Below are 20,868 nucleotides of genomic sequence, written 5' to 3'. Positions count from 1 at the left end.
GAATCGCCTTGCCATGACGGACATTTCTGGGGACCTGGTTTTTCGCCGCGGCAAGGAAGTCGGCAAGGCCGTCTACCAGAACCGCCCGCTGTCGAAAGCCGGCATCTCCGAGCGCCTGTTCGCCTTCCTGTTCTCCGGCCTCGTCTATCCGCAGATCTGGGAAGACCCCGAAATCGACATGGACGCGATGCAGCTCGGGACGGGCCACCGCATCGTCACCATTGCCTCAGGCGGCTGTAACATCCTTGCCTATCTCACCCGCTCGCCGGAAAGGATCGATGCCGTCGACCTCAACGCTGCCCATATCGCGCTGAACCGCATGAAGCTCGAAGCCGTCCGTCACCTGCCGTCGCAGGGCGACCTGTTCCGTTTCTTCGGCGCGGCTGAGACCGGGCACAATTCACAGGCCTACGATCGCTTCATCGCACCGCATCTCGACCCGGTCAGCCGCCATTATTGGGAGCGCCGCAACTGGCGCGGCCGTCGCCGCATCGCTGTCTTCGACCGCAATTTCTACCAGACCGGCCTGCTTGGCCTGTTCATCGCCATGGGCCATCGCACCGCAAAATTTTTCGGCGTCGACCCGGCCGGCATCATGGACGCCAAGAGCATCGCCGATCAGCGCCGCTTCTTCGACGAAGAGCTGGCGCCGGTCTTCGAAAAACCGCTGCTGAAATGGGCGACATCGCGAAAGGCTTCGCTGTTCGGCCTCGGCATTCCGCCGGCCCAATACGATTCGCTGATCACCTCGGGTGACGGCACCATGGCCAGCGTGCTGAAGGCACGACTGGAAAAGCTCGCCTGCGATTTTCCGCTGAAGACCAATTATTTCGCCTGGCAGGCTTTCGCCCGCCGCTACCCTGATCCGGGCGAGGCCGCCCTGCCCGCCTATCTCGAAAAGCGCAACTACAAGACGATCCGCAACAATGTCGATCGCGTTGCCATCCACCACGCCAATCTGATCGAGTTCCTTGCCGGCAAGGATGCCGGCTCGGTGGATCGCTTCGTGCTGCTCGATGCACAGGACTGGATGACCGACCACCAGCTCAATGGTTTGTGGGCCGAGATCACCCGAACCGCCTCCACCGGCGCCCGCGTCATCTTCCGTACCGCCGCGGAACCCAGCCTGCTGCCCGGCCGCGTCTCGAATTCGCTGCTCGACCAGTGGCGCTACGAGAACGACGCCTCGCGCGAGTTTTCGGCGCGCGACCGCTCGGCCATCTATGGTGGCTTCCATCTCTATGTGAAGCGGTCCGCATGAGCACGACCGAATTGCCGGCCAGCCATGCCCAGCTGATGGACGGCGTCTACCGCTGGCAGCGTCATATCTACGACCTGACCCGCAAATACTATCTGCTCGGCCGCGACCGGCTTATCGCCGGACTGGATGTGCCGGCCGGCGGCACCGTGCTCGAGCTCGGCTGCGGCACCGGCCGCAACATCATCCTCGCCGCCCGCCGCTATCCCGGCGCGCGCTTCTTCGGCCTCGATATTTCGGCCGAGATGCTGGAGACGGCCACTGCCGCCCTCGCGCGCGAAGGCCTCTCCGGCCGCGTCACCCTGGCGTGCGGCGACGCCACCGATTTCGACGCGAAAGCACTGTTCGGCGTCAAAAGTTTCGACCGCATTTTTGTCTCGTATTCGCTGTCGATGATTCCCGGCTGGGAGAAGACAGTGTTCGCGGCTCTTGCTGCCCTGTCACCGGGCGGCTCGCTGCACGTCGTCGATTTCGGCCAGCAGGAGGCCCTGCCCGGCTGGTTCCGCACGCTGCTGCGCGGCTGGTTGAGAAAATTCCATGTCCAGCCGCGTGAAGCCCTGCGCGACGTCCTGGAATCGGAATCTGCGAGAGTTGGTGCAAGCCTTCGATTCAGAACACTTTATCGCGGCTACAGCTGGCTCGCCGTGATCAAGATCGCCATCTAACATCAATTTTGGCGTGGAAGGTTTTGGGGCTCCAATCCTAAATGGGGGCCGTGGCTGAAATCAGTTAATTGGCTAAATCACACATTGCCATGTGACCCAAGGAGTGGTACATTATCTCCTCGCCGGAAGCATGGGATGATCATCGGATTTAGAGATGGATGGCTGCGGGCTTTCTTCGTGGACGACACCCATTCCCGCAATATTCCGTCCGATCTCGAAAGCCGCTTGTTCCGCAAGCTCCAGATGATTGACGACGCGGCGATCGATCAGGATTTGCGTGTGCCGCCCAGCAACCATTTCGAGAAGTTGCGCGGCAATCTCGAAGGCTTCCATTCGATCCGCGTCAACAAACAATGGCGGCTGGTCTTCCGCTGGGACGGGGGCCGGGGCGAGGCGTCGGACATCTATCTCGACGACCACAGCTATATATATAAGTGAGGTGAGACATGTTGATGACCGCACGCAAGCCAGCAACGGTTGGCGAAATTCTTACGGAAGAATTCATGCAACCACTCGGCCTGACACAGGCGGCTTTGGCCGAAGCTATGAGCGTCCAGCGCAAGCATGTGAACGAATTGTGCAACGGCCGCCGCAACGTGACGGCGGCTACCGCGCTCATTCTGGCGCGGGTGTTTGGCAACAGCCCGGATTTCTGGTTGAACGTCCAGCGCCGTAACGATCTTTGGACGGTTATGAATTCACCCGACGAGCGGGCGCGTGTTGATCGCGCCAAGCCTTTGACGACAGCCGCATAGACAAGACTGCGACCGCCGCATTCCTCAGTGCAGCGCCTTGACCAGCGCCGCCACCATCACCTGCGGCCGATAGCCGAGCCTGGCCGGCGTCAGCCCGAGCCGCACCACAACCAGCTGCTCGGAGGGGATGATGGCGACCGTCTGCCCGTCATGTCCCTCCATCCAGTAGGTGTCCTTCGGCAGACCTGCGGCAACGCCGGCGCCGGGGTTTTCTTCGTCGCCCGGTCCTTCTATCCATAATTGCCCCTTGCCGTAGACCTTCGAGGCAGTTGCCGGTTCCCGCATCCAGTCGACGAAGCCGGCGGGCAGGATCTCCTTGCCGTTCCAGACGCCGCCCTGCAGCAGGAACTGGCCGAAGCGCGCCCAGTCGCGTGCCGTGGCATAGAGATAGGACGAGCCGACGAAGGTGCCGTGCTCGTCGACCTCAAGCACAGCGCTGTGCATACCGAGCGGATCGAACAGCGCGGTCCTCGGCCACGCCAGTGCCTTGTCCTTGTCGCCGATTGCGTCCTGCCACAATCGGGACAGCATCACCGCCGTGCCGCTCGAATAGGAAAACACCTTGCCGACCTCGCCGGTCAGCGGCTTGGATCCGGCAAAGCCGGCCATGTCCGGTTCGAGGTAGAGCATGCGCGTTACGTCGGCGACGTCGCCGTAATCCTCGTTGAATTCCAGCCCGCTCGACATCGCCATCATGTCGGCGAGGCTGATCACGGCGCGGCCATCTCCCTTCCAGGGACCGAACAGACCCTGGTTGGTCATCGCCAGCTTGCCCTCCTTCACCAGCGTGCCGACGATCGCCGCATTCACCGTCTTGGTCATTGACCAGCCCAATAGCGGCGTCTTTTCGGAAAAGCCGTCGCCATAACGCTCAGCGACGATGCGGCCGTTCTTGACCACCACGACCGCCCGCATCCCGGCGCCGGTCATGGCTGGATCGTCGAGGACTTTCGCGACCTCGGGATCCTGCGAGGCATCGGCCTTGTCGCCCTCCGGCCAGATCAGATCGGGCAGCGACGCCGGCGTCGGTGCAGCTCCGGCGACAGCCTTGGCGGCGGCAATATCGCCGTCGGGAACCGAGGCGCAGCCGAGCCCCTCGCGGGCGACCGCGACACTTTTGCCGAGCGCGCCGAACAGGCCCGCCGAAACCGTTCCCTTCTCCTTGTCCACCGACACTCTCATCAGCTTCAGCAGCGGATGACCCGGCGCCTGCACATCGACGGCGAGCACGTCGTCGGCGTCTCGCCCGGCGATGAAGACGTTCGAGCAGACGATCTTGGCGGCATAGCCGGAACCGACGCGGATCAGTTCCGGCGGCGCGAAATACAGCCAGCCGGCGAGTATCGCGGCGGCCAGCGCAGCCAGGCCGAGCAGCCATTTGACGAACTTCAGGAGGATCTGCATTTTTTCGAATTCCCCTGAGCGCGATCTATGTCATCGATTTGCCGCCATTGTTTCGGCAAAATCGCGGCTCTTGTCGAGCGCCGTCAACCGAATATCAACCATGATCGGCGATCACAGGTGAATGTCGCCCAGAAGTGCGCAGCGGTTTTGGGACAACGACATGCATAGACAAAAGAGCTAAGCGCGTCGAAGCGACGCGCTTGGGACAGACCGGGCGATCCTGTGGGGTGACCGTCCGGCGGGGCTTGAATGCATGCGTCCCAAAACTGCGTAACGGTTTGGGAATGCATGAAACGAAGATCCAGGTGCGCCGCGTAAGTCGGTTTCAGACACGCTGCGCCCGGTCGAGGGGCACCCGCGGAAAGACCCATCAGCGGCCGGCTGAAACCGGCTCGGGAAGTAGCGATGCGCCGTTTCGCGGTTCTCATCACGCTGACGCTGCTTGGTGCCTGCTCGACAGTCGAGGATCTGACGCCATCGCTGTCGTCGTCCAGCGCCTCGATGGTTGCGGTACGCGCGCCGCGTTTTGCCGATTCCGACCCGCATGAATGGGACAGCGGCGCACCGTGGAGCTATGCCGTCCACGGCACCGACGTCTCCAAATACCAGACATCGATCGACTGGCCGGCGGCCAGGGCCAGCGGCATCTCCTTCGCCTTTATCAAGGCAACCGAAGGCGGAGACCGTTTCGATGAAGCTTTCAACGAGCATTGGAGCCGCACCAGGGCGTCGGGCATCCCCCGTGCCGCCTATCATTTTTTCTACTTTTGCACGCCGGCCGCTACCCAGGCGCGCTGGTTCATCCAGAACGTGCCCAAAGACAGCTCGGCGATGCCGCCGGTTCTCGACATGGAATGGAACCCGAAATCGCCGACCTGCAAGCTGCGGCCCGATCCCGCCACGGTACGCAGCGAGATGAGCACGTTCCTCGAAATCGTCGAAAAATACTACGGCAAGAAGCCAATCATCTACACGTCTGTCGATTTCTTCGAAGATAACGGTTTATCGGGCTTCCGCAATTACCCCTACTGGCTGCGCTCCGTCGCCGGGCACCCGCGCCAGAAATACGGCAGCCATCCCTTCACCTTCTGGCAGTATACCGGAACGGGTGTCGTGCCGGGCATGGCCGGAAACGCCGACATCAGCGTCTTCAACGGCTCCGAAGCCGCGTGGAAGAAGTGGTTGCGGCAGAACACCCGTTGACACCAGGCCTGCCGCCTGCTTTTCGACACAGCCAACGACGAATGCCTGCAACCGCCGGTAATCTTCTTGGAAGGATAGCGATGCGATTGCGCTTTGGACTTCTCGCGGCGCTGCTCCTGACCGCCGTGCCGGCAGCGGCACAGCAATGCGGCGGGGATTTCGAGTCATGGAAGCACGGCGTGGCGGCGGAGGCCAGGGCGGCCGGCGTCGGCGCTGCCGGCCTTGATGCGCTGGAAAACGCCACCCTCGATGAGAAGGCGTTGGCACGCGACCGCGCCCAGGGCGTCTTCACCCAGACCTTCATCGAATTCTCGAACCGCATGATCTCGTCGCATCGGCTGAAGCAAGGTGCGGCCAATCTGCAAAAATATGCCGAGGTCTTTGTCCGCGCCGATCGCGAATACGGCGTGCAGGCGCCGGTCATCGCCGCCTTCTGGGCCCTGGAGACCGATTTTGGCGCCGTGCAGGGCGATTTTCATACGCTGAACGCGCTGGTGAGCCTTTCGCATGACTGCCGCCGTCCGCAGCTGTTCCGGCCGCAGATCGTGCCGCTGCTGATGTTGATCGATCGCGGCGTGGTGCCGGCCGACGTGACCGGTGCCTGGGCCGGCGAGATCGGCCAGACGCAGATGTTGCCTTCCGACTATCTCGGCCACGGCGTCGACGGCGACGGCGATGGCTTGGTCGACCTGCGCGGCAGCGCGCCGGACGTGATCATGAGCACGGCCAGCAAGATCCAGTCGCGCGGCTGGAAGCGCGACCAGCCCTGGATCGAGGAAGTCCGTGTGCCTGACGATTTGCCGTGGGAGCAGACGGGACGCACCAACAAGCTGCCGTTGACGCAATGGAGCCAGTGGGGCGTTACCAGGCCCGACGGTACACCGCTTCTCGACAACGGCCTGAAGGCCGGCCTGGCGCTGCCCATGGGTCGCAAGGGGCCAGCCTTCCTGACCTACGACAATTTCGACGTCTATCTCGAGTGGAACCAGTCCTTCACCTATGCCCTGACCGCGGCAAATCTTGCCGCCCGACTGGGGGGCGCGCCGCGATTCGATCCGCGCAACCCCGAACCCGGCCTCGACGCCGACCAGATGAAGGCGCTACAGACCAAGCTCGAGGCGAAAGGCTATGACGTGGGCACCGTCGACGGCATCCTGGGCACCAACACCCGCGAAGCCATCCGTAAGGAGCAGATGCGTCTGGGCCTGCCGGTCGACGGCTGGCCGACTCCGGAGTTGCTGGCCAGGCTGTGATGGTGGTGAATGGCGAATGGTGAATGGTGAAAAGAATAGCACCGGAGCCGCATTGAGCACCAGAATTACCACTATTCATTTATTCACTATTCACTATTCACTATTCACTATTCACCATTCACTATTCCACCATCCACTAATCCGCCATCGTCTCCAGGCTGGCGAACCCCTGCGGCGCATCGCCTTCGTCGAACGGCGTCGCCACCTCGACGAAGGTGTCGGGATAGAAGCCGTTGAACCGTGTTCTGAGCGACAGCGAATAGGCGCCGATATGGCCGATCTCGATCCAGTCGCCGGTATCGACTGTCTCGGGCAGCCAGAACGGCCGCGACAATATATCGACGGAATCGCAGGTCGCGCCGCAGACCTTGAACGGCACGATGGTCTTGTCCTCGCCATTGCGCGAGCGGATCGCCGGATCGGGGATGAAGCGCGCCGGCAGCGTGATCTTGCCGGTCCATGAATCCGACAGCGACGCCCAGATGCCGTCATTGATGTAGAGCCTTTTGCCCTTGCGCAGCAGCACGCGCACGATCAGCGACAGGCAGCGCGCCACGATCACCCGGCCGGGCTCAGCCACCAGCGGCAACTGGTCGAACTGGTACTCCTGGAGGTCGCCCGACAGCCGCGACATGATCTGGCCGAGCGACGGCATTTCCGGCTTGCGGCTGTTCGGATCATGACCGTATTCGGCCGGAAAGCCGCCGCCGACATCGAGCCCGGCAATGTCGAAGCCGACGCGGTTGCGCACCCAGTCGGCGGAGGCCAGCGCCCGCTCGTAGGTGTCGGGATCCTCGATCTGGCTGCCGACGTGAAAGCACAGCCCGACCTTGTAGCCCGTCCGGTTCAGCCGTTCGGCCAGTTCGACCGCATTGGCCGGTCCGGCGCCGAACTTCTTCGACAGTTCGTAGGCCGCCGAGCCTTTCGTCTGGATGCGCACGAACACGGTGATGGCGCCCGGATCGATGTCGAGCGCCCGCACCACCCTGGTCAGCTTGGTGACCTCGTCCTCATGGTCGAGCGAAATGACGCGGATGGCGTATTTTTCCAGCGCCAGCCTGATGTCCGACTGCGCCTTCACGGGGTGCATGTAGAGCATCTCGGCGTCCGGCGAGACGGCGCGCACGGCGGCGAATTCGCCGGGCGAGGCCACATCGAAGGCACCGACGCCGGCCTCGACCAGGGCGTTGAGCACGATCTGCTCGCCATTGGTCTTGACCGCATAGGCGGTCTTGCCGGGAAACATGCCCATGAACTGTTTGGCGTCCGCCTTCAGCACCTGCGGGCGGAAGCAATAGATCGGATCGTCCGGGCGAAGCGCCAGCGCTGCCTCGCGGGCATTTTCGAATCGCTGCATGGACGAATCCCTTGACTGAGGCTGCGCACAATTAATCCAAGCTAGCGGCTAATGAAAACAATTCTATGTCTCGCCGCCCTGGCTTCGCGGCGCTACGCCGGTGCTGCACGCTGGTTATGAGCGAGCTAGGCCATCGCTCAGGTTTCGGGTGGCCCTTGCGGCCGGATCGGGTATGGCGTGAACAGACGCCTGAAGAGCAAGGCATCTCGTCTGGGAGGACGACCAATGGCGATAGCTGCCACCACCACGATGCGCGGTCCGATGGTGCTCAAGGACTGGGCGCAGCTTCTGCTGCTCGGCGCCATCTGGGGCGGCTCGTTCTTCTTTGCCCGTATTGCGGTAGCGGAACTTCCGCCGCTGGTGCTGGTGCTGTTCCGCGTCACCATAGCTGCGATCGCGTTGCAGCTCTATCTTGCGGTCCGAGGCCCGTCGTTTCGCCTCGCCTTGCCGCATGCCGGCCTGTTCTTCCTGCTGGCGCTCGCCAACAACGTCATCCCTTTCTCGCTGATCTTTGCCGGCCAGACCAAGCTTGGCGCCGGTGTCGCCTCGGTGCTCAATTCGACGACGCCGTTCTGGACGCTGATCCTCGCCAACGCCCTGACCAGCGACGAAAAGCTGTCGTGGAACAAGCTTGCCGGCATCGCCCTCGGTATCGCGGGAACGGCGGTGATGATCGGCCCCGGCCTCGTCGCCGGGCTCGGCGGTCCGGTCTGGGCGAAATTCGCGCTCATCGGAGCATCGCTATCCTATGCGGTTGCGCTGATGATCGCCCGCCGCTTCAAGGGTGTGCCGTCACCGGTCATTGCCACCGGCCAATTGACCTGCTCGACCATCATTATGATCCCGGTCGTTCTGTTCACCTATGATGCCGCCAATCTGTTTTCGGCCTCGCCGCCGGTCTGGGCGGCGGTGCTGGCACTGGCGCTGCTGTCGACGGCCTTCGCCTACATCCTCTATTTCAATCTCGTCGCCTCGGCCGGCGCCACCAACGCCTCGCTGGTCACGCTGATCGTGCCGGCCAGTGCCATCCTGCTCGGTTTCCTGTTCCTGGGCGAGCGGCTCGAACTGTTCGAACTCGGCGGCATGGCGCTGATCGCCCTCGGCCTCGTCACCATCGACGGTCGCCTGTTCGGGCGGCGTTAGAGATGGCGCAGCGAAGTTGTCGCTCCCGATCGTGCGCTATATGGGCGTGATCGCGGGAACAGATGAACCCTGCCATTCCAGACGCCAGATACCGCCTTGCCTGAGATTCTGAACGAGATCGGGAAGGAAGGCGGCAAGGCAGGTCCCGCCGACATGTCTCACGGAAGGATACACAAGACCGGTCGCGGCGTCTTGCTTGCGGAGTTGCTTCGCCAGCGCCTGACCGGCAGGATAGGCTAAGGCGGTATCCGGATCGAGCACCGGGTCCTTGCTGAACTCAGCACCGCGCAGATCGTGAAACGAGCCTATGAAGTCGGCAACGAGCTCCGCGTAGTCGGTGACGTTTTCAAACCGTTCGATTGCGGCAAGCTCGCGCGTCAGATGAAAAGAGATCTCGCCGAGCGCGGTTTCCGCATCGAACCCACAGTACCAGACGCCCCTGGCATCATCGTTGAAACGATTGCCGCCCGGACGGGTGTAAGCGAAAGCCGCATTGATGAAGGTGTAGCCCGGCCTCCCGAAAACCAGTTCGCGCGGATCGAGGTCGGGCAATCCCCCTTGCTGCGCCTGAAGACGGCCGCTGGTGGCCCCTTCGAGCTCCGCAAGGTCCTCCAAATCTCCATGATTCCTGGCCAACGGCATCAGAACCGGTTCCTTGAGCCTGCCTGTCGAAATGAGCCGGATCGTGTCGCGCTGGGAAATGTCAGCGCGCGGCGGGATCTGCATTCAAAGTCCACCGCGCAAAGCGTCGATGTGTTGGCGAACCTGCAGCAGCTTCGGAATGCCGCCCTCGATCATCACGTCCAGGGGGCGCCGGCCACCATAAAGCGGCCCTTTGTTCGGCAACCGCACCCATTCATCGGCAAGCGCTTCGGAGAACAGAAGCCGCAGTCCCTTGAAGATGCCGATCAGGGCGCTGATGCGTGTCAGCGAATCCTGGGAGAGAACGCCCTCCCACTCGCCTTTCTTCATGCGGAACCAGGTTCTCTCCGACACGTCGCCGATCAAGGTACAGATCTCGGTGCTGGTCAGATGCCAGATGTCTGCGAGCCTGACGATGCCGGCAACAGCCGCTGGCGTGAGCCGCGCCCGTGCCGAGGCATCCGCCAGATTTGCCGGCAAAGCCTGATTTGCAGGATCGCGAACCGCATAACCGACACTCATTCCGGCCTCCATCACTTGGCAGACAATATACTGCCAATTGGCAGAAAATTCAAGTCCTGGCTATCTCACAACGCTGCCGGTTGCCCACCGCATTCGTATAGCGTGCGTATAGCGTGCAGCATCCGGTTGGATGCGCAAAGGGATGCGTCGAATCTTCAGTCGGTCCGAAAATCGATTCCGATTTTCCGCCGCGGTAGCGCTGCCATTCTCGCTGCTGCCACGGCTTTGCCACAAATTATTCACAGGTCCCGAGCCGGCTTTTGACAAAGAGTTTCAATGCCTAACGGCAAACGGCAGGTCGCAAATTCCACAATCTCGTCGCATTGCAGCAAAGTTTCCGCTTGCCTGTGGCACAAATGACCCTAGACTCTCGCCATAGCTCTTTAAGAGGAGGCTATGACATGGGACTGACGAGGCCGATCAACGCATTGATGATTTGTGCTGCGTTTGCATTCATCGGCGCCCTCATTATGGGCGTCCTTCCTTAAGGCCGCTGAGCGGGGGAAGACCAGCACCGAATACTCCAAACCATTTGAAAAGGCCGGGCATTTTGCCCGGCCTTTTGCATTCCCCCGATCTTTGACATTTCAAAAAGGAGCTTGCCGCCTTACGCCGCGGCTGATCCCGCCGCCTCGACTTCGTGCGACCTGATGCCGATCATGTGGCAGATGGCGAAGACCAGATCGGCTCGGTTCATCGTGTAGAAGTGGAAATCGCCGACGCCGCGCTCGACAAGGTCCAGCACCTGCTCGGCGGCCACGGCAGATGCCACCAGCGCATGCGTTTGCGGATCGTTCTGCAGCCCATCGAAACGCTCGGCCAGCCATGCCGGCACCAAGGCGCCGCACCGCGCCGAGAAGTTGGCGACCTGGGTGAAATTGTGCACCGGCAATATGCCCGGCACGATGGGTATGTAGATGCCGGCCCGCCGTGCCCGCTCGACATAGCGCTCATAGAGATCGTTGTCGAAGAAGAACTGGGTGATCGCCCGCGTCGCTCCGTTGTCGGCCTTGCGCTTCAGCATATCGAAGTCGGTGGCGAAATCCGGGCTTTCCGGATGCTTTTCCGGATAGGCCGAGACCGATATGTCGAAATCGCCGGCGCCCTTCAGCGCATCAACCAGTTCGGCGCCATTGGCATAGCCTTCCGGATGCGGCCGGTAGGCCGCGCCGACGCCCTCGGCCGGATCGCCGCGCAGGGCGACGAAACGCTTGACGCCCATATCGGCGAACTCCCGGATCACCGCATCGACCTCGTGACGCGCCGCATCGACACAGGTCATGTGCGCCGCCGGCGTCAGCGTCGTTTCATTGAGGATGCGCTTGACGGTGCGGGCCGTCCGCTCGCGGGTCGAACCACCGGCGCCATAGGTGACCGAGACGAATTTCGGCTTGAGCGGCTCAAGCCGGGTGACCGTGTCCCACAGCCTTGCTTCCATCTCATCGTTTTTCGGCGGAAAGAACTCGAACGAAACCCTGACCTTGTCGCCGATGTCGGGGCGGCGGGAGAAGCGGAACTGGTTCATCAGGCGGTTTCCCCTATCGGATACGCATTGGCCGGTTGTCTGTCGTTGGAAGGCTCGGCAATCAGCATGCGCCGATCGCGGCCGAGCCAGAGTTTGACGGTGAGCTTGGCCTCGTTGCCGCCGCGCGGCTCGAATTCCTGGCTGTCCTCGAGGTCGAGGCCGGCCTCGGAAAACCAGTCGCCAATCTGCCGGTCGGAAAAGCCGAGACGCATATGCGCGTGCTCGTCGCGTAAAAACTCCAGCGTGTGCGGCGCGAAATCGACGATCACCAGCCGGCCGGCCGGGCGCAGCAGACGCGCCGCCTCGCGGATGGCGCGGGCGGGATCGTCGAGATAGTGCAGCACCTGATGGATGGTAACGAGATCGAAGGCGTCGCGTTCGACCGGTGGCGCAAAAATGTCGCCCTGGCGCACCTGCGCATTCGAAACGCCGGCCTTGTCGAGATTGGCGCGCGCCACCGTCAGCATCTCGCGCGACATGTCGATGCCGATACCGCGCCGATAGAGCGGCGAAAAGATCTCGAGCAGCCGTCCGGTGCCGGTGCCGAGATCGAGCATCGACTGGAACGGCCGCTTGCCGACGAGCTTGATGAGGGCTGCTTCGACGGCGCGATCCGGCACATGCAGCGAGCGGATATGGTCCCAGCTTGCGGCGTTGACCGAGAAATATTCGGCGGCCCGGTCCTGCCGCTTGCGCTTGACTGCGGCCAGCCGTTCGAGATCACGCTCGACCTGCGGATCGGCGCCGCGGATGCCGGAGACCAGCCTGAGCACGAAATCGCGCGACGCATCGGAATCCGATAGCCGGAAGAACGCCCACGAGCCCTCCTGGTAGCGGCCGATCAGCCCGGCCTCCAGCAGCAATTTCAAATGGCGCGAGACGCGCGGCTGCGACTGGCCGAGGATTTCGGTGAGGTCGGACACGGTCAGATCGCCGCGCGACAGCAGCGCCAATATGCGCAGCCGGCTGGATTCCGCCGCCGCCTTCAATGTATCTACCATCGTGTCGAGAGCGACATGCATGCGAGCATTCTCTTTGAAAAGATATAAACATATGTTTATGTCGGTTTGGATAGGCTTGCAAGCGCTATGTCGCTTCCGGACAAGAAAATGACGCATGCGTGGCGGATCGCGCAAAAACGGACGCATGATCGGGGCGAGAACCATGTTCGAGACGCGCAGCGGCGAAAAGCTCCTGGAAACCGACCCGGCAACGATGCCGCCGGATGGCCATGTCGTCTTCATCGGCCGCATCGCTTCGCCTTGGATCACGCGGGAGACTTGCCCCAAAAACATGAAGGCCGCGCGGGAGACGGAACAGCCGGCGGTTCTCACGATCGATCCGCTCTATCGGGACGGCCTGCTTGGGCTGGAACGCGCCAGCCATGTGATCGTCCTGTCCTGGCTGCACCATGCGCCGCGGCAACTGATTGTCCAGAAACCCCGCCATGCCACAGAACCGAAAGGCGTCTTTTCGCTGCGCTCCCCTGCCCGGCCGAACCCAATTGGGCTGCATGTCGCAAAGCTGGTTGCCGTCGACATCAACACCGGCCGCGTCGATCTCGATGCCATCGACGTGCTCGACGGCACGCCGGTCATCGACATCAAGCCTTATTTCGCCTCGACCGATGCCTTTGCCGATGCGACCATCGCCGGGCGGGACGAGCCAGGGCCGGTGGAGTGATGAGCGCGCCGACCGGCCGCCGCCGCGCTATCGCCAAGGCGCTGACAGCGCTGCTGCCGCTGGCGCCCTATGCCGACATGGAGAAGATCCGTGCCGATGCCGGCGCCGTGCACATGAAGACCTTGCCGCCGAGCATTGCCGTGTGGCTGGCGACAATAGCCCACATCCGCCATATGCACACCGACTACGAAAAGCTGCTGGCCGAAGGCTATGACCGCGATTCCGCGCGCTTCTTCGTCATCGAACAGACCAACAATGTGCTCACCCGCTGGCGCGCCACCCGTCTGCTCGACGATGAGGATGAGGCGTAGAGAATGGCAGGCACACGCGTCGAGTTCTACGGCGCTTCACCGTTGTGATTGGCGAAATCGAAAGGTGACGGCCAATCTCCCCCCTCGTGGGGGAGATGTCCGGCAGGACAGAGGGGGGCGCTGTCCCGCCGACCTCAGGTCGGCAGCATCGGAACTTTCAAAGCCTGAAATAAAAAACCCGCCTCGCGGGCGGGTCGTTGGAGCCCAATTGGCACCATACCTAAATTAGTAGCATAGCTGCCGGCACAAAGCAAGAACAAAATACGCCGTGACTAGAGGTCGCCTTGCCTGGACTAGGCCCGGTAAATCCACTGCTCGGGCACGCGTACCGATATCTCCTCGCCGGCCGCGACCGTGCCGGGCTTCTCGACCCAGGCGACGAGCCCGCGCAACCGCTTCGCCGCCTTCGGGAACAGCAGCGCGCCGGCCTCATGGTCGGCCATCCCGGCATTTTCGGCGACCGACCTGCCCGCGATCCGGCAAGGCCCGTTCTGCGCGTCGACCTTGACGGTCGCGCCGCCTTTGAAGAACAGCAGCGTGCCGGACGGCAGCATGGAGAGGCGCGGCAGGCCTTCGATCAGGAGATTGGCGCCGATCCATTCCGGCTTGATCTCGGCGATGCCCATCCGTTCGGCGACGATTGCCAGTTCGTCCGCAGCCACGATCGACAATTGCCGTTCGTTGCGCATCTCGGTGCCGCGCCGATACCAGGGTTCCCGCCCGCCGGAGCGCCGCGTCGTGCCGGCATGGAAATCGCCGTCGATGCCGTCGAAACCGAGTTGCAGCGTATCCACCGCTCGTGTGTCAAAACGATCGAATGATGCGAGATAGAGCGCCGCCACCCTGGCGGCGAGTTTTCGCGACGGGACGATCTCGACCGGAGTTTCGGCTTCGGGAAACATATCCGGCATTGGTTTCATTCCTAGCTGCCGGATGCAGTTAGCCGAAGTCGATTCATAGGGTCCAGTCGAAAGCGTTGATGCTCCAATCAAGACGGCTGATACGGGTCGGCACCACCAGCGTCATGGTTGAACCAGCCTCATGCAAAAGCGTGCCGCATTGCTGCCGCGCTGCATCGGTTGATAATATCGATCAGGTCAAGCCCGCGGAGGTTCATCATGCATCCCGCATCGGCAATCGCACAGCTCTGGCTGCTCTGGGTGGTTTCATGGGCCGCGGCCGCCTTCTGGGCCGACCGGGCCGAAAAACGCGCCGGCTTCGGGGTGGAGCTTCCATCCCGCGCCGTCATGGTGCTCGGCACGATCCTGCTCTTCATCCCGGCGCACGGTTATGCCGGCCCGCTGAGGCTTTGGACGCCGAACCTTGCCGAAGCGTGGATCTGCGTCGCGCTGATTGCCGCCGGTCTGGCATTTGCCTGGTGGGCGCGGCTGCATCTTGGCCGCCTGTGGTCGGCCACGGTCACCGCCAAGGCCGCGCATCGCGTCGTCGACACCGGCCCTTACCGGCTGGTGCGCCACCCGATCTATACCGGCCTGCTTCTGGCGATCCTCGCCACCATGGCGGCGAAAGGCACTGTCTGGGGCGTTGCCGGCGCCATCCTCATCACCGTCGGCATCGTCATGAAGGCAAGGCTGGAGGAGCGTTTTCTGCGCGGCGAACTGGGTAGCGCTTACGACGACTATGCCAGGCGCGTTCCGATGCTGGTGCCGTTCGCGCCGGGCTAATGCATGTCGCCCAAAAGCATGCCCTCGGGCTTGAACCGAGGGTGTGCAGCGGTTTTGGGACAACGACATGCGTAAAACAAAAATCTAAAGCATGCGCAACAGCGCGCCGCCGATCGAGTAGCCGGCGCCGAAGGCGCAGAGCAGGCCGTAGTCGCCGGCCTTCATGTCGGCATGGTTCTCCGACAGGGCGATGATGGCGCCGGCGGCGGCGGTGTTGCCGAGGCGCTCCAGCACCATCGGCGCGCGGTCGTGGTCGACGTCATGGCCGAACGACAGTTTCAGGATCATGGCGTTCATCCGCGCATTGGCCTGATGCAGCCAGAAGCGCCGGATCGCTTGCGGCGTCAGCCCGTGCTCGGCCAGGAACTCGACGATGAATTTGTGGCCGGCAACGGTGACTTCCTTGAACACCTTGTTGCCGATCTGCTTGATCAGATTGCCTTCCAGATCGATCATGTACGGATCGTCCTGGGTGGCGCGGGTATAGTAACCGAGATTGGTGCGGATGCTGTTCGACATCTGCGTCCAGGCGCGCGTATCCAGCACCTCGAAGCGGCCCGGCCGCTTCTCGCCCTGGGCGAGCCCTTCGACGATCATCGACACGGAAGCGTCGCCGAAGATGAAATGCGTCTGCCGGTCGCGAAAATTGAGATGCCCGGTGATGATCTCCGGCGTCGTCACCAGCACGCGTTTATGCGCCCCTGCCCGCACCAGATTGACGGCGATGTGCAACGCCGCCGCTGCCGAAGAGCAGCCAAGCCCCATATCGAAGCCGGCGCCTTTCGTCCCCAGCGCCTGCTGCATTTCGATGGCGATCGCCGGATAGGGCCGCTGATGGTGCGAGGCCGAGCAGATCACCAGGTCGATGTCGCCAGGCTTCAGCCCGGCATGATCGAGCGCCTTGCGGGCCGAAGCGATGCCGAACTCGGCCTCCAGCGACAGCGCATCGTCGGGCCGCGCCGCGAAACGCGGCGCCATGCGGGTCGGATCGAGGATGCCTTCCCGTTCGATGACATGGCGGGTCTGGACGCCCGAGGCATGGACGATGAAGGCACTGTCCGATTTCTGTACTAGCGGCTCGCCCGACACCTCGCGGCGGACGTTCTCCATGTCCACCCAGGCGTTGAAGCTGGCGACGAGATCCTCGTTGGTGATCGAAGCTTCGGGGATTTCAACGCCGATGCCGCTGATGATGACGCGATGCATTTCCAGTTCGTCCCGTGCGCAGGCGTTGCGGCTTCATGTCGACGCCGCAAAAAGCTCGGCGCAACCTCTTTTGCACCTAGCCAGTTTATGCCGGCTTAAATCAAGTCCCTGGGACGGGTCTTTACCAGGCGCAGAGCTTGGTATTGGTCTGCGGGTTGTTCCAGCAGGCACCGTCATCGCGGCTGCGCACGAATTGCCCGGGCAGCGGCACGTTGCGGCGGCCGAGATTGACATAGCCATAGGCAAAACCCGGTCCGTCGATTTCCAGGACGTAGGTCGGATAACCCGGCGCCGAGATGCGAAAGCTGCCGGCATCGTCCAGCGCCCGATAGCTGCACGAGAAATAGCCGTCGTCGCTGGTGAAGCAGCGCGCTCGCTTGGCCTCCGCCGATAGAGACAAGGCGAGCACAGCGGCCGCACAAATGCTGCCGCCGAAAACGAGCTTTTTCAGTGTCATCATCCACCCCCCATGGCCCATGAAGGGCCGTGCCCCAGCGAGATGCGCATGACGGCGAAAGCCGGTCAAGCATCCGCCATGCACTGTTTTTGGGTGTAGCTAAGAGTTTCTAAGCGGAACGCCGCGCCACGATGAAGAGACGGGGAAAGCGCAGCAACACCTTGCCGCTTGCCGTTTTCGGATAGGCTTCGCTGATCCGGGCCGTGTAGCGCTTCAGGAAAAGCTGCCGCTCGTTTTCGTCGAGAGGATCGAGGAACGGCTTCAGCCCCGTCGACTTCACCCACTCGACGATCGCCTCGGCATCGGCCAGCGGATGGTTGTAGATCGTGTGCCAGATATCGAGCCGATCCGAGAATGGCGACAAAAGGTCGTAATAGAACGCGACCGGCGGCAGCGGCGCGCGGGCCGCGCGCTCGAGCTTTTCGGCAAACGGCATCTCGGCCGCGGTCTCCCGCATCAGCCGGTGCGAAGGTTCGGCCATATTGTCCGGCATCTGCACGGCAAGCGCGCCGCCGGGCGCCAAAAATCCCATCAACCGCTGGAAGACGGCCGGATGCTCCGGCAGCCATTGAAACACCGCATTGGCAAAGATCACGTCGACCGGTTCGTTCGGCTGCCACGCCGCCGCATCCGCCAAGGCAAAGCTGACACCGGGCAGGCGCGCCTTCGCCTTCTCGATCATGTCGGGCGAGGTATCGAAGCCGCTGATCTGCGCCCGCGGCCAGCGCTCGACCAGCAATTCGGTCGAATTGCCCGGCCCGCAGCCGATGTCGACCACCCGGCGCGGTTCCGGCACCGGCACCTGCGCGACGAGATCGCGCGCCGGCCGGGTGCGCTCGTCCTCGAATTTCAGGTAGAGGGCGGCGGACCAGTCGGGTCTCACCTTCGCGACTGTATTCATCGATAGACCTCGCGACGGTCGCCTACTTGAACCACCCAAATCGCGACAGCGCTATCATCGATCCTTGTCAGAACTCGGAATGAGCCCACACGATATTTCCAGAGACCTGCCAGTGGTCCTGTTAGCGCTTCGCCAAGTTCGCGTGGATTATCGCGCGAGGCGAGCCTGTTTTCCAGGAAGTCCACAATCCGACGCTGATCGGACCTTTGCAATCTGGAGATATCCTTCAGTGCACGCTTCTCGACACGAATTGTCCACACGATCAACCGTCACTGCGGTCGCTTGCGTCCAATCCCAGTCGTTCCTTAGCTTCGGCCAGAGAAAGCCATTCACCTTCACCATCGTTAAGGCGCTCGAGGGCGATTAGTCCGTCTTCCAGATCCTGAATTTGCTCGACAATGGCCTCAACGACTACGTCATGTTTTGTCCGGCCAGTTTTCCTTGCGACGATCTCGAGGCGTTTTTCCAGCGCGGTAGGAAGCTCGACATTAAGCATGTTTATCTCCTTCCGGTAATTCTATGAGCAGCCTGGGGCGCTTGCAACCAATCCGTTGTTACCGAGTCAGCCGCTTATACGTCATCCTGTGCGGATTGACCGCCTCAGGCCCAAGCCGGCGGATTTTGTCCTGCTCGTAGTCCTCGAAATTGCCTTCGAACCATTCGACATGGCTGTCGCCTTCGAAGGCGAGGATGTGCGTCGCCAGGCGATCGAGGAACATGCGATCGTGCGAGATGATCACGGCGCAGCCGGCGAAGCTCTCGAGCGCGTCTTCGAGTGCCGCCAGCGTTTCGGTATCGAGATCGTTGGTCGGTTCGTCGAGCAGCAGCACATTGCCGCCGGTCTTCAGCATCTTGGCCAGATGCACGCGGTTGCGTTGGCCGCCGGACAAGTTGCCGACCTTCTGCTGCTGGTCGCCGCCACGAAAGTTGAACGACGCGCAGTAGGCGCGGGTGTTGGCTTCGAACTTGCCAAGCTTGACCACTTCGGCGCCGCCCGAGATCTCTTCCCAGACCGTCTTGGTCGGGTCGAGCGCGTCGCGGCTCTGGTCGACATAACCGAGCTTGACCGTCTCGCCGACGCGGATGGTGCCGGCATCGGGCTTTTCCTGGCCGGTGATCATGCGGAACAGCGTCGTCTTGCCGGCGCCGTTCGGGCCGATGACGCCGACGATGCCGCCGGGCGGCAGCTTGAATTCGAGATCGTCTATCAAAAGCGTGTCGCCAAAGCCCTTCGACAGGCCCTCGACCTCGATCACCACATTGCCGAGCCGCTCGCCATGCGGAATGACGATCTGGGTATCGCTCGGACGCCGCTTGTCGGCTGCATCCAGCAGATCCTGGAAGGCCTGGATACGGGCTTTCGACTTGGTCTGCCGGGCTTTCGGGCTGGACTGGATCCACTCGCGCTCGCGGCCGATCGCCCGCTGGCGCGCATCGTCCTCGCGGCCTTCCTGCTTGAGCCGCTTGGCCTTGGCTTCGAGATATTTGGTGTAGTTGCCTTCGTAGGGGATACCGCGGCCGCGATCGAGTTCGAGGATCCAGCCGGTGACATTGTCGAGGAAGTAGCGATCGTGGGTGATGATCATCACCGCGCCCGGATAGGCCCGCAGATGCTTTTCCAGCCACGCCGTCGTCTCGGCGTCGAGATGGTTGGTCGGCTCGTCGAGCAGCAGAAGGTCGGGCTGGCGCAGCAGCAACTGACAGAGCGCGACGCGACGGCGTTCGCCGCCCGACAGCTTGGTGACATCGGCCTCCTTGGGCGGGCAGCCGAGTGCCTCCATCGCCATCTCGACCTGCTGTTCGAGATCCCACAGGTTGAGCCGGTCCATCTCGTCCTGCAGCTTGGCCGACTCGTCCGCCGTCTCGTCGGAATAGTTCATCATCAATTCGTTGTAGCGCTCGATGATGGCGGTCTTGGCGGCGACGCCTTCCATGACGTTTTCGAACACGTTCTTGTTCGGATCGAGCGCCGGCTCCTGCGCCAGGTAACCGACGGTAGCACCCTCGGCCAGCCAGGCCTCGCCGCTCCACTCCTTGTCGATGCCGGCCATGATCTTGAGGATCGTCGACTTGCCGGCGCCGTTGGGGCCGAGGATGCCGATCTTGGCGTCCGGGTAGAAGGACAGATGGATGTTCTCGAGCACCTTCTTGGTGCCGTAGGCCTTGTTGAGGCCGGCCATGTGATAGATGAACTGGCGTGCCACGCGCGCTTTCCCTGAAAAGTCGACTGATGTCGGATTGGATGGAAGTTGGGGGCTATGTAAGCGATGCGGCCCCGAACGGCAAACAGTTTTGGCCCTAAAGTATCCGTGTTGGTCAAGGGAGAGATGGTGTCCAGGTCCGATTGTCCCTGAGTAGTGCGTTTGCGAGGATGATGAGCTTTCGCATGATGGCTGTGATGGCGAGTTTTGAGGCTTTGCCATCGGCCGTGAGCTGGTGGTATTTTGCCTTTAGATCGGGATTGAAGCGCATGGCGACGAGGGCGGGCATGTAGAGTGCCTGTCGGACATTGGCTCGCCCGCCGCGGATGAAGGCGCGGCCGATCCAGTTGCCGGACTGTCGTGCGACGGGAGCGAGGCCTGCGAGGGAAGCAGCCTGACCCTGACCGAGCGTGCCGAGTTCGGGCATTTCGATGAGAAGCGCGAAGGCGGTGATTGCCGAGACGCCCGGGATCGAGACGAGGATAGCGAAGCGACGGGAGAGATCGGGATCGGACTGGATGAGCGCCGTGATCTCCTTTTCGACAGCAGCCATTTGACGTTCGATCTGCCTGAGCTGCTGGGCATTGTGGCGCTTGAGGATGGGAAGGGTTAGCGCCTTGGCCCTGTTCCTCGCCGCCGTCCGGTTCTTCACCAGCGCCTCGCGCGCCATGTGCAGGTCCTTGAGGTCATTGAGGAT

The 20,868-nt window shown here is 62.3% G+C and carries 24 protein-coding genes; 10 read left to right on the top strand and 14 right to left on the bottom strand.

What is annotated here, in order from left to right; genetic code table 11:
- Positions 1-13 precede the first annotated feature (13 nt).
- The 4 genes from NKI72_RS18695 to NKI72_RS18680 all read left to right on the top strand — a co-directional run bounded on the left by NKI72_RS18695 (position 14) and on the right by NKI72_RS18680 (position 2,678).
- Positions 14-1,261, top strand: a complete 1,248-nt coding sequence (locus NKI72_RS18695; protein WP_352850490.1) for a BtaA family protein — start codon at positions 14-16, stop codon at positions 1,259-1,261.
- Positions 1,258-1,923: a class I SAM-dependent methyltransferase gene (locus NKI72_RS18690; protein WP_352501072.1), complete on the top strand. Its 666-nt coding sequence runs from the start codon at positions 1,258-1,260 to the stop codon at positions 1,921-1,923. The genes NKI72_RS18695 and NKI72_RS18690 overlap by 4 nt, the downstream gene beginning before the upstream one ends.
- Positions 1,924-2,058: 135 nt before the next feature.
- Positions 2,059-2,361, top strand: a complete 303-nt coding sequence (locus NKI72_RS18685; protein ID WP_352831220.1) for a type II toxin-antitoxin system RelE/ParE family toxin — start codon at positions 2,059-2,061, stop codon at positions 2,359-2,361.
- A gap of 8 nt (positions 2,362-2,369) precedes the next feature.
- Positions 2,370-2,678: a HigA family addiction module antitoxin gene (locus NKI72_RS18680; RefSeq protein ID WP_352820363.1), complete on the top strand. Its 309-nt coding sequence runs from the start codon at positions 2,370-2,372 to the stop codon at positions 2,676-2,678.
- Between the two features lie 24 nt (positions 2,679-2,702).
- Here NKI72_RS18680 and NKI72_RS18675 read toward each other — a convergent pair whose 3' ends face one another.
- On the bottom strand, positions 2,703-4,082 hold the full coding sequence (locus NKI72_RS18675; RefSeq protein ID WP_352831221.1) for a serine hydrolase domain-containing protein: 1,380 nt from the start codon (positions 4,080-4,082) through the stop codon (positions 2,703-2,705).
- A gap of 405 nt (positions 4,083-4,487) precedes the next feature.
- Between NKI72_RS18675 and NKI72_RS18670 the strand changes: the two genes are divergently transcribed.
- The gene (locus NKI72_RS18670; protein ID WP_502898549.1) at positions 4,488-5,285 is read left to right on the top strand and encodes a glycoside hydrolase family 25 protein; all 798 of its coding nucleotides are present in this window, start codon (positions 4,488-4,490) and stop codon (positions 5,283-5,285) included.
- 80 nt (positions 5,286-5,365) lie between these two features.
- Positions 5,366-6,538, top strand: a complete 1,173-nt coding sequence (locus NKI72_RS18665) for a lytic murein transglycosylase (protein ID WP_352501074.1) — start codon at positions 5,366-5,368, stop codon at positions 6,536-6,538.
- Between the two features lie 136 nt (positions 6,539-6,674).
- Here NKI72_RS18665 and NKI72_RS18660 read toward each other — a convergent pair whose 3' ends face one another.
- Positions 6,675-7,895, bottom strand: coding sequence for an alanine racemase (locus NKI72_RS18660; protein ID WP_352767725.1), 1,221 nt, complete (start codon positions 7,893-7,895; stop codon positions 6,675-6,677).
- Between the two features lie 225 nt (positions 7,896-8,120).
- Between NKI72_RS18660 and NKI72_RS18655 the strand changes: the two genes are divergently transcribed.
- The gene (locus NKI72_RS18655) at positions 8,121-9,038 is read left to right on the top strand and encodes a DMT family transporter (RefSeq protein ID WP_352767723.1); all 918 of its coding nucleotides are present in this window, start codon (positions 8,121-8,123) and stop codon (positions 9,036-9,038) included.
- A gap of 36 nt (positions 9,039-9,074) precedes the next feature.
- Here the strand turns inward: NKI72_RS18655 and NKI72_RS18650 are convergent, their stop codons facing one another.
- The 4 genes from NKI72_RS18650 to NKI72_RS18635 form a co-directional block, all read right to left on the bottom strand.
- Entirely contained in the window at positions 9,075-9,764 is a 690-nt protein-coding gene (locus tag NKI72_RS18650) for an RES family NAD+ phosphorylase (protein WP_352850489.1), read from the bottom strand.
- The gene (locus tag NKI72_RS18645) at positions 9,765-10,202 is read right to left on the bottom strand and encodes an antitoxin Xre/MbcA/ParS toxin-binding domain-containing protein (RefSeq protein ID WP_352501077.1); all 438 of its coding nucleotides are present in this window, start codon (positions 10,200-10,202) and stop codon (positions 9,765-9,767) included.
- A gap of 607 nt (positions 10,203-10,809) precedes the next feature.
- Positions 10,810-11,727, bottom strand: a complete 918-nt coding sequence (metF, locus tag NKI72_RS18640; RefSeq protein WP_023676795.1) for a methylenetetrahydrofolate reductase [NAD(P)H] — start codon at positions 11,725-11,727, stop codon at positions 10,810-10,812.
- Positions 11,727-12,749: an ArsR/SmtB family transcription factor gene (locus NKI72_RS18635; protein WP_352492725.1), complete on the bottom strand. Its 1,023-nt coding sequence runs from the start codon at positions 12,747-12,749 to the stop codon at positions 11,727-11,729. Before NKI72_RS18635 ends, metF begins: the two co-directional genes overlap by 1 nt.
- Before the next feature lie 142 nt (positions 12,750-12,891).
- On the opposite strand from NKI72_RS18635, the gene tsaA reads away from it, so the two are divergent.
- Together tsaA and NKI72_RS18625 are read left to right on the top strand one after the other, a co-directional pair.
- On the top strand, positions 12,892-13,410 hold the full coding sequence (gene tsaA, locus NKI72_RS18630; protein ID WP_352767721.1) for a tRNA (N6-threonylcarbamoyladenosine(37)-N6)-methyltransferase TrmO: 519 nt from the start codon (positions 12,892-12,894) through the stop codon (positions 13,408-13,410).
- Positions 13,410-13,721: a DUF2293 domain-containing protein gene (locus NKI72_RS18625; protein ID WP_352769083.1), complete on the top strand. Its 312-nt coding sequence runs from the start codon at positions 13,410-13,412 to the stop codon at positions 13,719-13,721. Before tsaA ends, NKI72_RS18625 begins: the two co-directional genes overlap by 1 nt.
- Positions 13,722-14,014: 293 nt before the next feature.
- Here the strand turns inward: NKI72_RS18625 and NKI72_RS18620 are convergent, their stop codons facing one another.
- Entirely contained in the window at positions 14,015-14,632 is a 618-nt protein-coding gene (locus NKI72_RS18620) for an MOSC domain-containing protein (protein ID WP_352850487.1), read from the bottom strand.
- Between the two features lie 207 nt (positions 14,633-14,839).
- Between NKI72_RS18620 and NKI72_RS18615 the strand changes: the two genes are divergently transcribed.
- On the top strand, positions 14,840-15,406 hold the full coding sequence (locus NKI72_RS18615; RefSeq protein ID WP_352471529.1) for a methyltransferase family protein: 567 nt from the start codon (positions 14,840-14,842) through the stop codon (positions 15,404-15,406).
- Positions 15,407-15,490: 84 nt separating this feature from the next.
- Here NKI72_RS18615 and NKI72_RS18610 read toward each other — a convergent pair whose 3' ends face one another.
- From NKI72_RS18610 to NKI72_RS18580, 7 genes are all read right to left on the bottom strand, one after another.
- Complete coding sequence (locus tag NKI72_RS18610; protein WP_352850486.1) at positions 15,491-16,612, bottom strand: beta-ketoacyl-ACP synthase III; 1,122 nt, start codon at positions 16,610-16,612, stop codon at positions 15,491-15,493.
- Between the two features lie 121 nt (positions 16,613-16,733).
- Positions 16,734-17,072: a hypothetical protein gene (locus tag NKI72_RS18605; RefSeq protein ID WP_352767715.1), complete on the bottom strand. Its 339-nt coding sequence runs from the start codon at positions 17,070-17,072 to the stop codon at positions 16,734-16,736.
- Positions 17,073-17,178: 106 nt separating this feature from the next.
- The gene (tam, locus tag NKI72_RS18600) at positions 17,179-17,970 is read right to left on the bottom strand and encodes a trans-aconitate 2-methyltransferase (RefSeq protein ID WP_352767713.1); all 792 of its coding nucleotides are present in this window, start codon (positions 17,968-17,970) and stop codon (positions 17,179-17,181) included.
- The gene (locus NKI72_RS18595) at positions 17,967-18,230 is read right to left on the bottom strand and encodes a type II toxin-antitoxin system RelE family toxin (protein WP_352501113.1); all 264 of its coding nucleotides are present in this window, start codon (positions 18,228-18,230) and stop codon (positions 17,967-17,969) included. The genes tam and NKI72_RS18595 overlap by 4 nt, the downstream gene beginning before the upstream one ends.
- A 2-nt stretch (positions 18,231-18,232) precedes the next feature.
- Positions 18,233-18,466 (bottom strand): type II toxin-antitoxin system RelB family antitoxin, encoded by a 234-nt coding sequence (relB, locus tag NKI72_RS18590; protein ID WP_352471524.1) that lies wholly within the window; start codon positions 18,464-18,466, stop codon positions 18,233-18,235.
- A 58-nt stretch (positions 18,467-18,524) separates the two neighbouring features.
- Positions 18,525-20,174: an energy-dependent translational throttle protein EttA gene (gene ettA, locus NKI72_RS18585; protein ID WP_352453385.1), complete on the bottom strand. Its 1,650-nt coding sequence runs from the start codon at positions 20,172-20,174 to the stop codon at positions 18,525-18,527.
- A 112-nt stretch (positions 20,175-20,286) separates the two neighbouring features.
- Positions 20,287-20,868, bottom strand: a 582-nt coding sequence (locus NKI72_RS18580) for a transposase (RefSeq protein WP_352850484.1), incomplete at its 5' end; no start/stop codon positions are given.

Source organism: Mesorhizobium sp. M0437 (assembly GCF_040321335.1).
Classification (GTDB): domain Bacteria; phylum Pseudomonadota; class Alphaproteobacteria; order Rhizobiales; family Rhizobiaceae; genus Mesorhizobium.
Note: the sequence above shows the minus strand (reverse complement) of the source record. Positions and strands in the feature narration are given on the sequence as shown.

What these genes read in the sequence shown, in the direction of transcription:
- NKI72_RS18695 (WP_352850490.1), top strand. Translation starts at nt 14, where the DNA reads ATGACGGACATTTCTGGGGACCTGGTTTTTCGCCGCGGCAAGGAAGTC.
- NKI72_RS18690 (WP_352501072.1), top strand. Translation starts at nt 1,258, where the DNA reads ATGAGCACGACCGAATTGCCGGCCAGCCATGCCCAGCTGATGGACGGC.
- NKI72_RS18685 (WP_352831220.1), top strand. Translation starts at nt 2,059, where the DNA reads ATGATCATCGGATTTAGAGATGGATGGCTGCGGGCTTTCTTCGTGGAC.
- NKI72_RS18680 (WP_352820363.1), top strand. Translation starts at nt 2,370, where the DNA reads ATGTTGATGACCGCACGCAAGCCAGCAACGGTTGGCGAAATTCTTACG.
- NKI72_RS18675 (WP_352831221.1), bottom strand. Translation starts at nt 4,082, where the DNA reads ATGCAGATCCTCCTGAAGTTCGTCAAATGGCTGCTCGGCCTGGCTGCG.
- NKI72_RS18670 (WP_502898549.1), top strand. Translation starts at nt 4,488, where the DNA reads ATGCGCCGTTTCGCGGTTCTCATCACGCTGACGCTGCTTGGTGCCTGC.
- NKI72_RS18665 (WP_352501074.1), top strand. Translation starts at nt 5,366, where the DNA reads ATGCGATTGCGCTTTGGACTTCTCGCGGCGCTGCTCCTGACCGCCGTG.
- NKI72_RS18660 (WP_352767725.1), bottom strand. Translation starts at nt 7,895, where the DNA reads ATGCAGCGATTCGAAAATGCCCGCGAGGCAGCGCTGGCGCTTCGCCCG.
- NKI72_RS18655 (WP_352767723.1), top strand. Translation starts at nt 8,121, where the DNA reads ATGGCGATAGCTGCCACCACCACGATGCGCGGTCCGATGGTGCTCAAG.
- NKI72_RS18650 (WP_352850489.1), bottom strand. Translation starts at nt 9,764, where the DNA reads ATGCAGATCCCGCCGCGCGCTGACATTTCCCAGCGCGACACGATCCGG.
- NKI72_RS18645 (WP_352501077.1), bottom strand. Translation starts at nt 10,202, where the DNA reads ATGAGTGTCGGTTATGCGGTTCGCGATCCTGCAAATCAGGCTTTGCCG.
- metF (WP_023676795.1), bottom strand. Translation starts at nt 11,727, where the DNA reads ATGAACCAGTTCCGCTTCTCCCGCCGCCCCGACATCGGCGACAAGGTC.
- NKI72_RS18635 (WP_352492725.1), bottom strand. Translation starts at nt 12,749, where the DNA reads ATGCATGTCGCTCTCGACACGATGGTAGATACATTGAAGGCGGCGGCG.
- tsaA (WP_352767721.1), top strand. Translation starts at nt 12,892, where the DNA reads ATGTTCGAGACGCGCAGCGGCGAAAAGCTCCTGGAAACCGACCCGGCA.
- NKI72_RS18625 (WP_352769083.1), top strand. Translation starts at nt 13,410, where the DNA reads ATGAGCGCGCCGACCGGCCGCCGCCGCGCTATCGCCAAGGCGCTGACA.
- NKI72_RS18620 (WP_352850487.1), bottom strand. Translation starts at nt 14,632, where the DNA reads ATGCCGGATATGTTTCCCGAAGCCGAAACTCCGGTCGAGATCGTCCCG.
- NKI72_RS18615 (WP_352471529.1), top strand. Translation starts at nt 14,840, where the DNA reads ATGCATCCCGCATCGGCAATCGCACAGCTCTGGCTGCTCTGGGTGGTT.
- NKI72_RS18610 (WP_352850486.1), bottom strand. Translation starts at nt 16,612, where the DNA reads ATGCATCGCGTCATCATCAGCGGCATCGGCGTTGAAATCCCCGAAGCT.
- NKI72_RS18605 (WP_352767715.1), bottom strand. Translation starts at nt 17,072, where the DNA reads ATGATGACACTGAAAAAGCTCGTTTTCGGCGGCAGCATTTGTGCGGCC.
- tam (WP_352767713.1), bottom strand. Translation starts at nt 17,970, where the DNA reads ATGAATACAGTCGCGAAGGTGAGACCCGACTGGTCCGCCGCCCTCTAC.
- relB (WP_352471524.1), bottom strand. Translation starts at nt 18,466, where the DNA reads ATGCTTAATGTCGAGCTTCCTACCGCGCTGGAAAAACGCCTCGAGATC.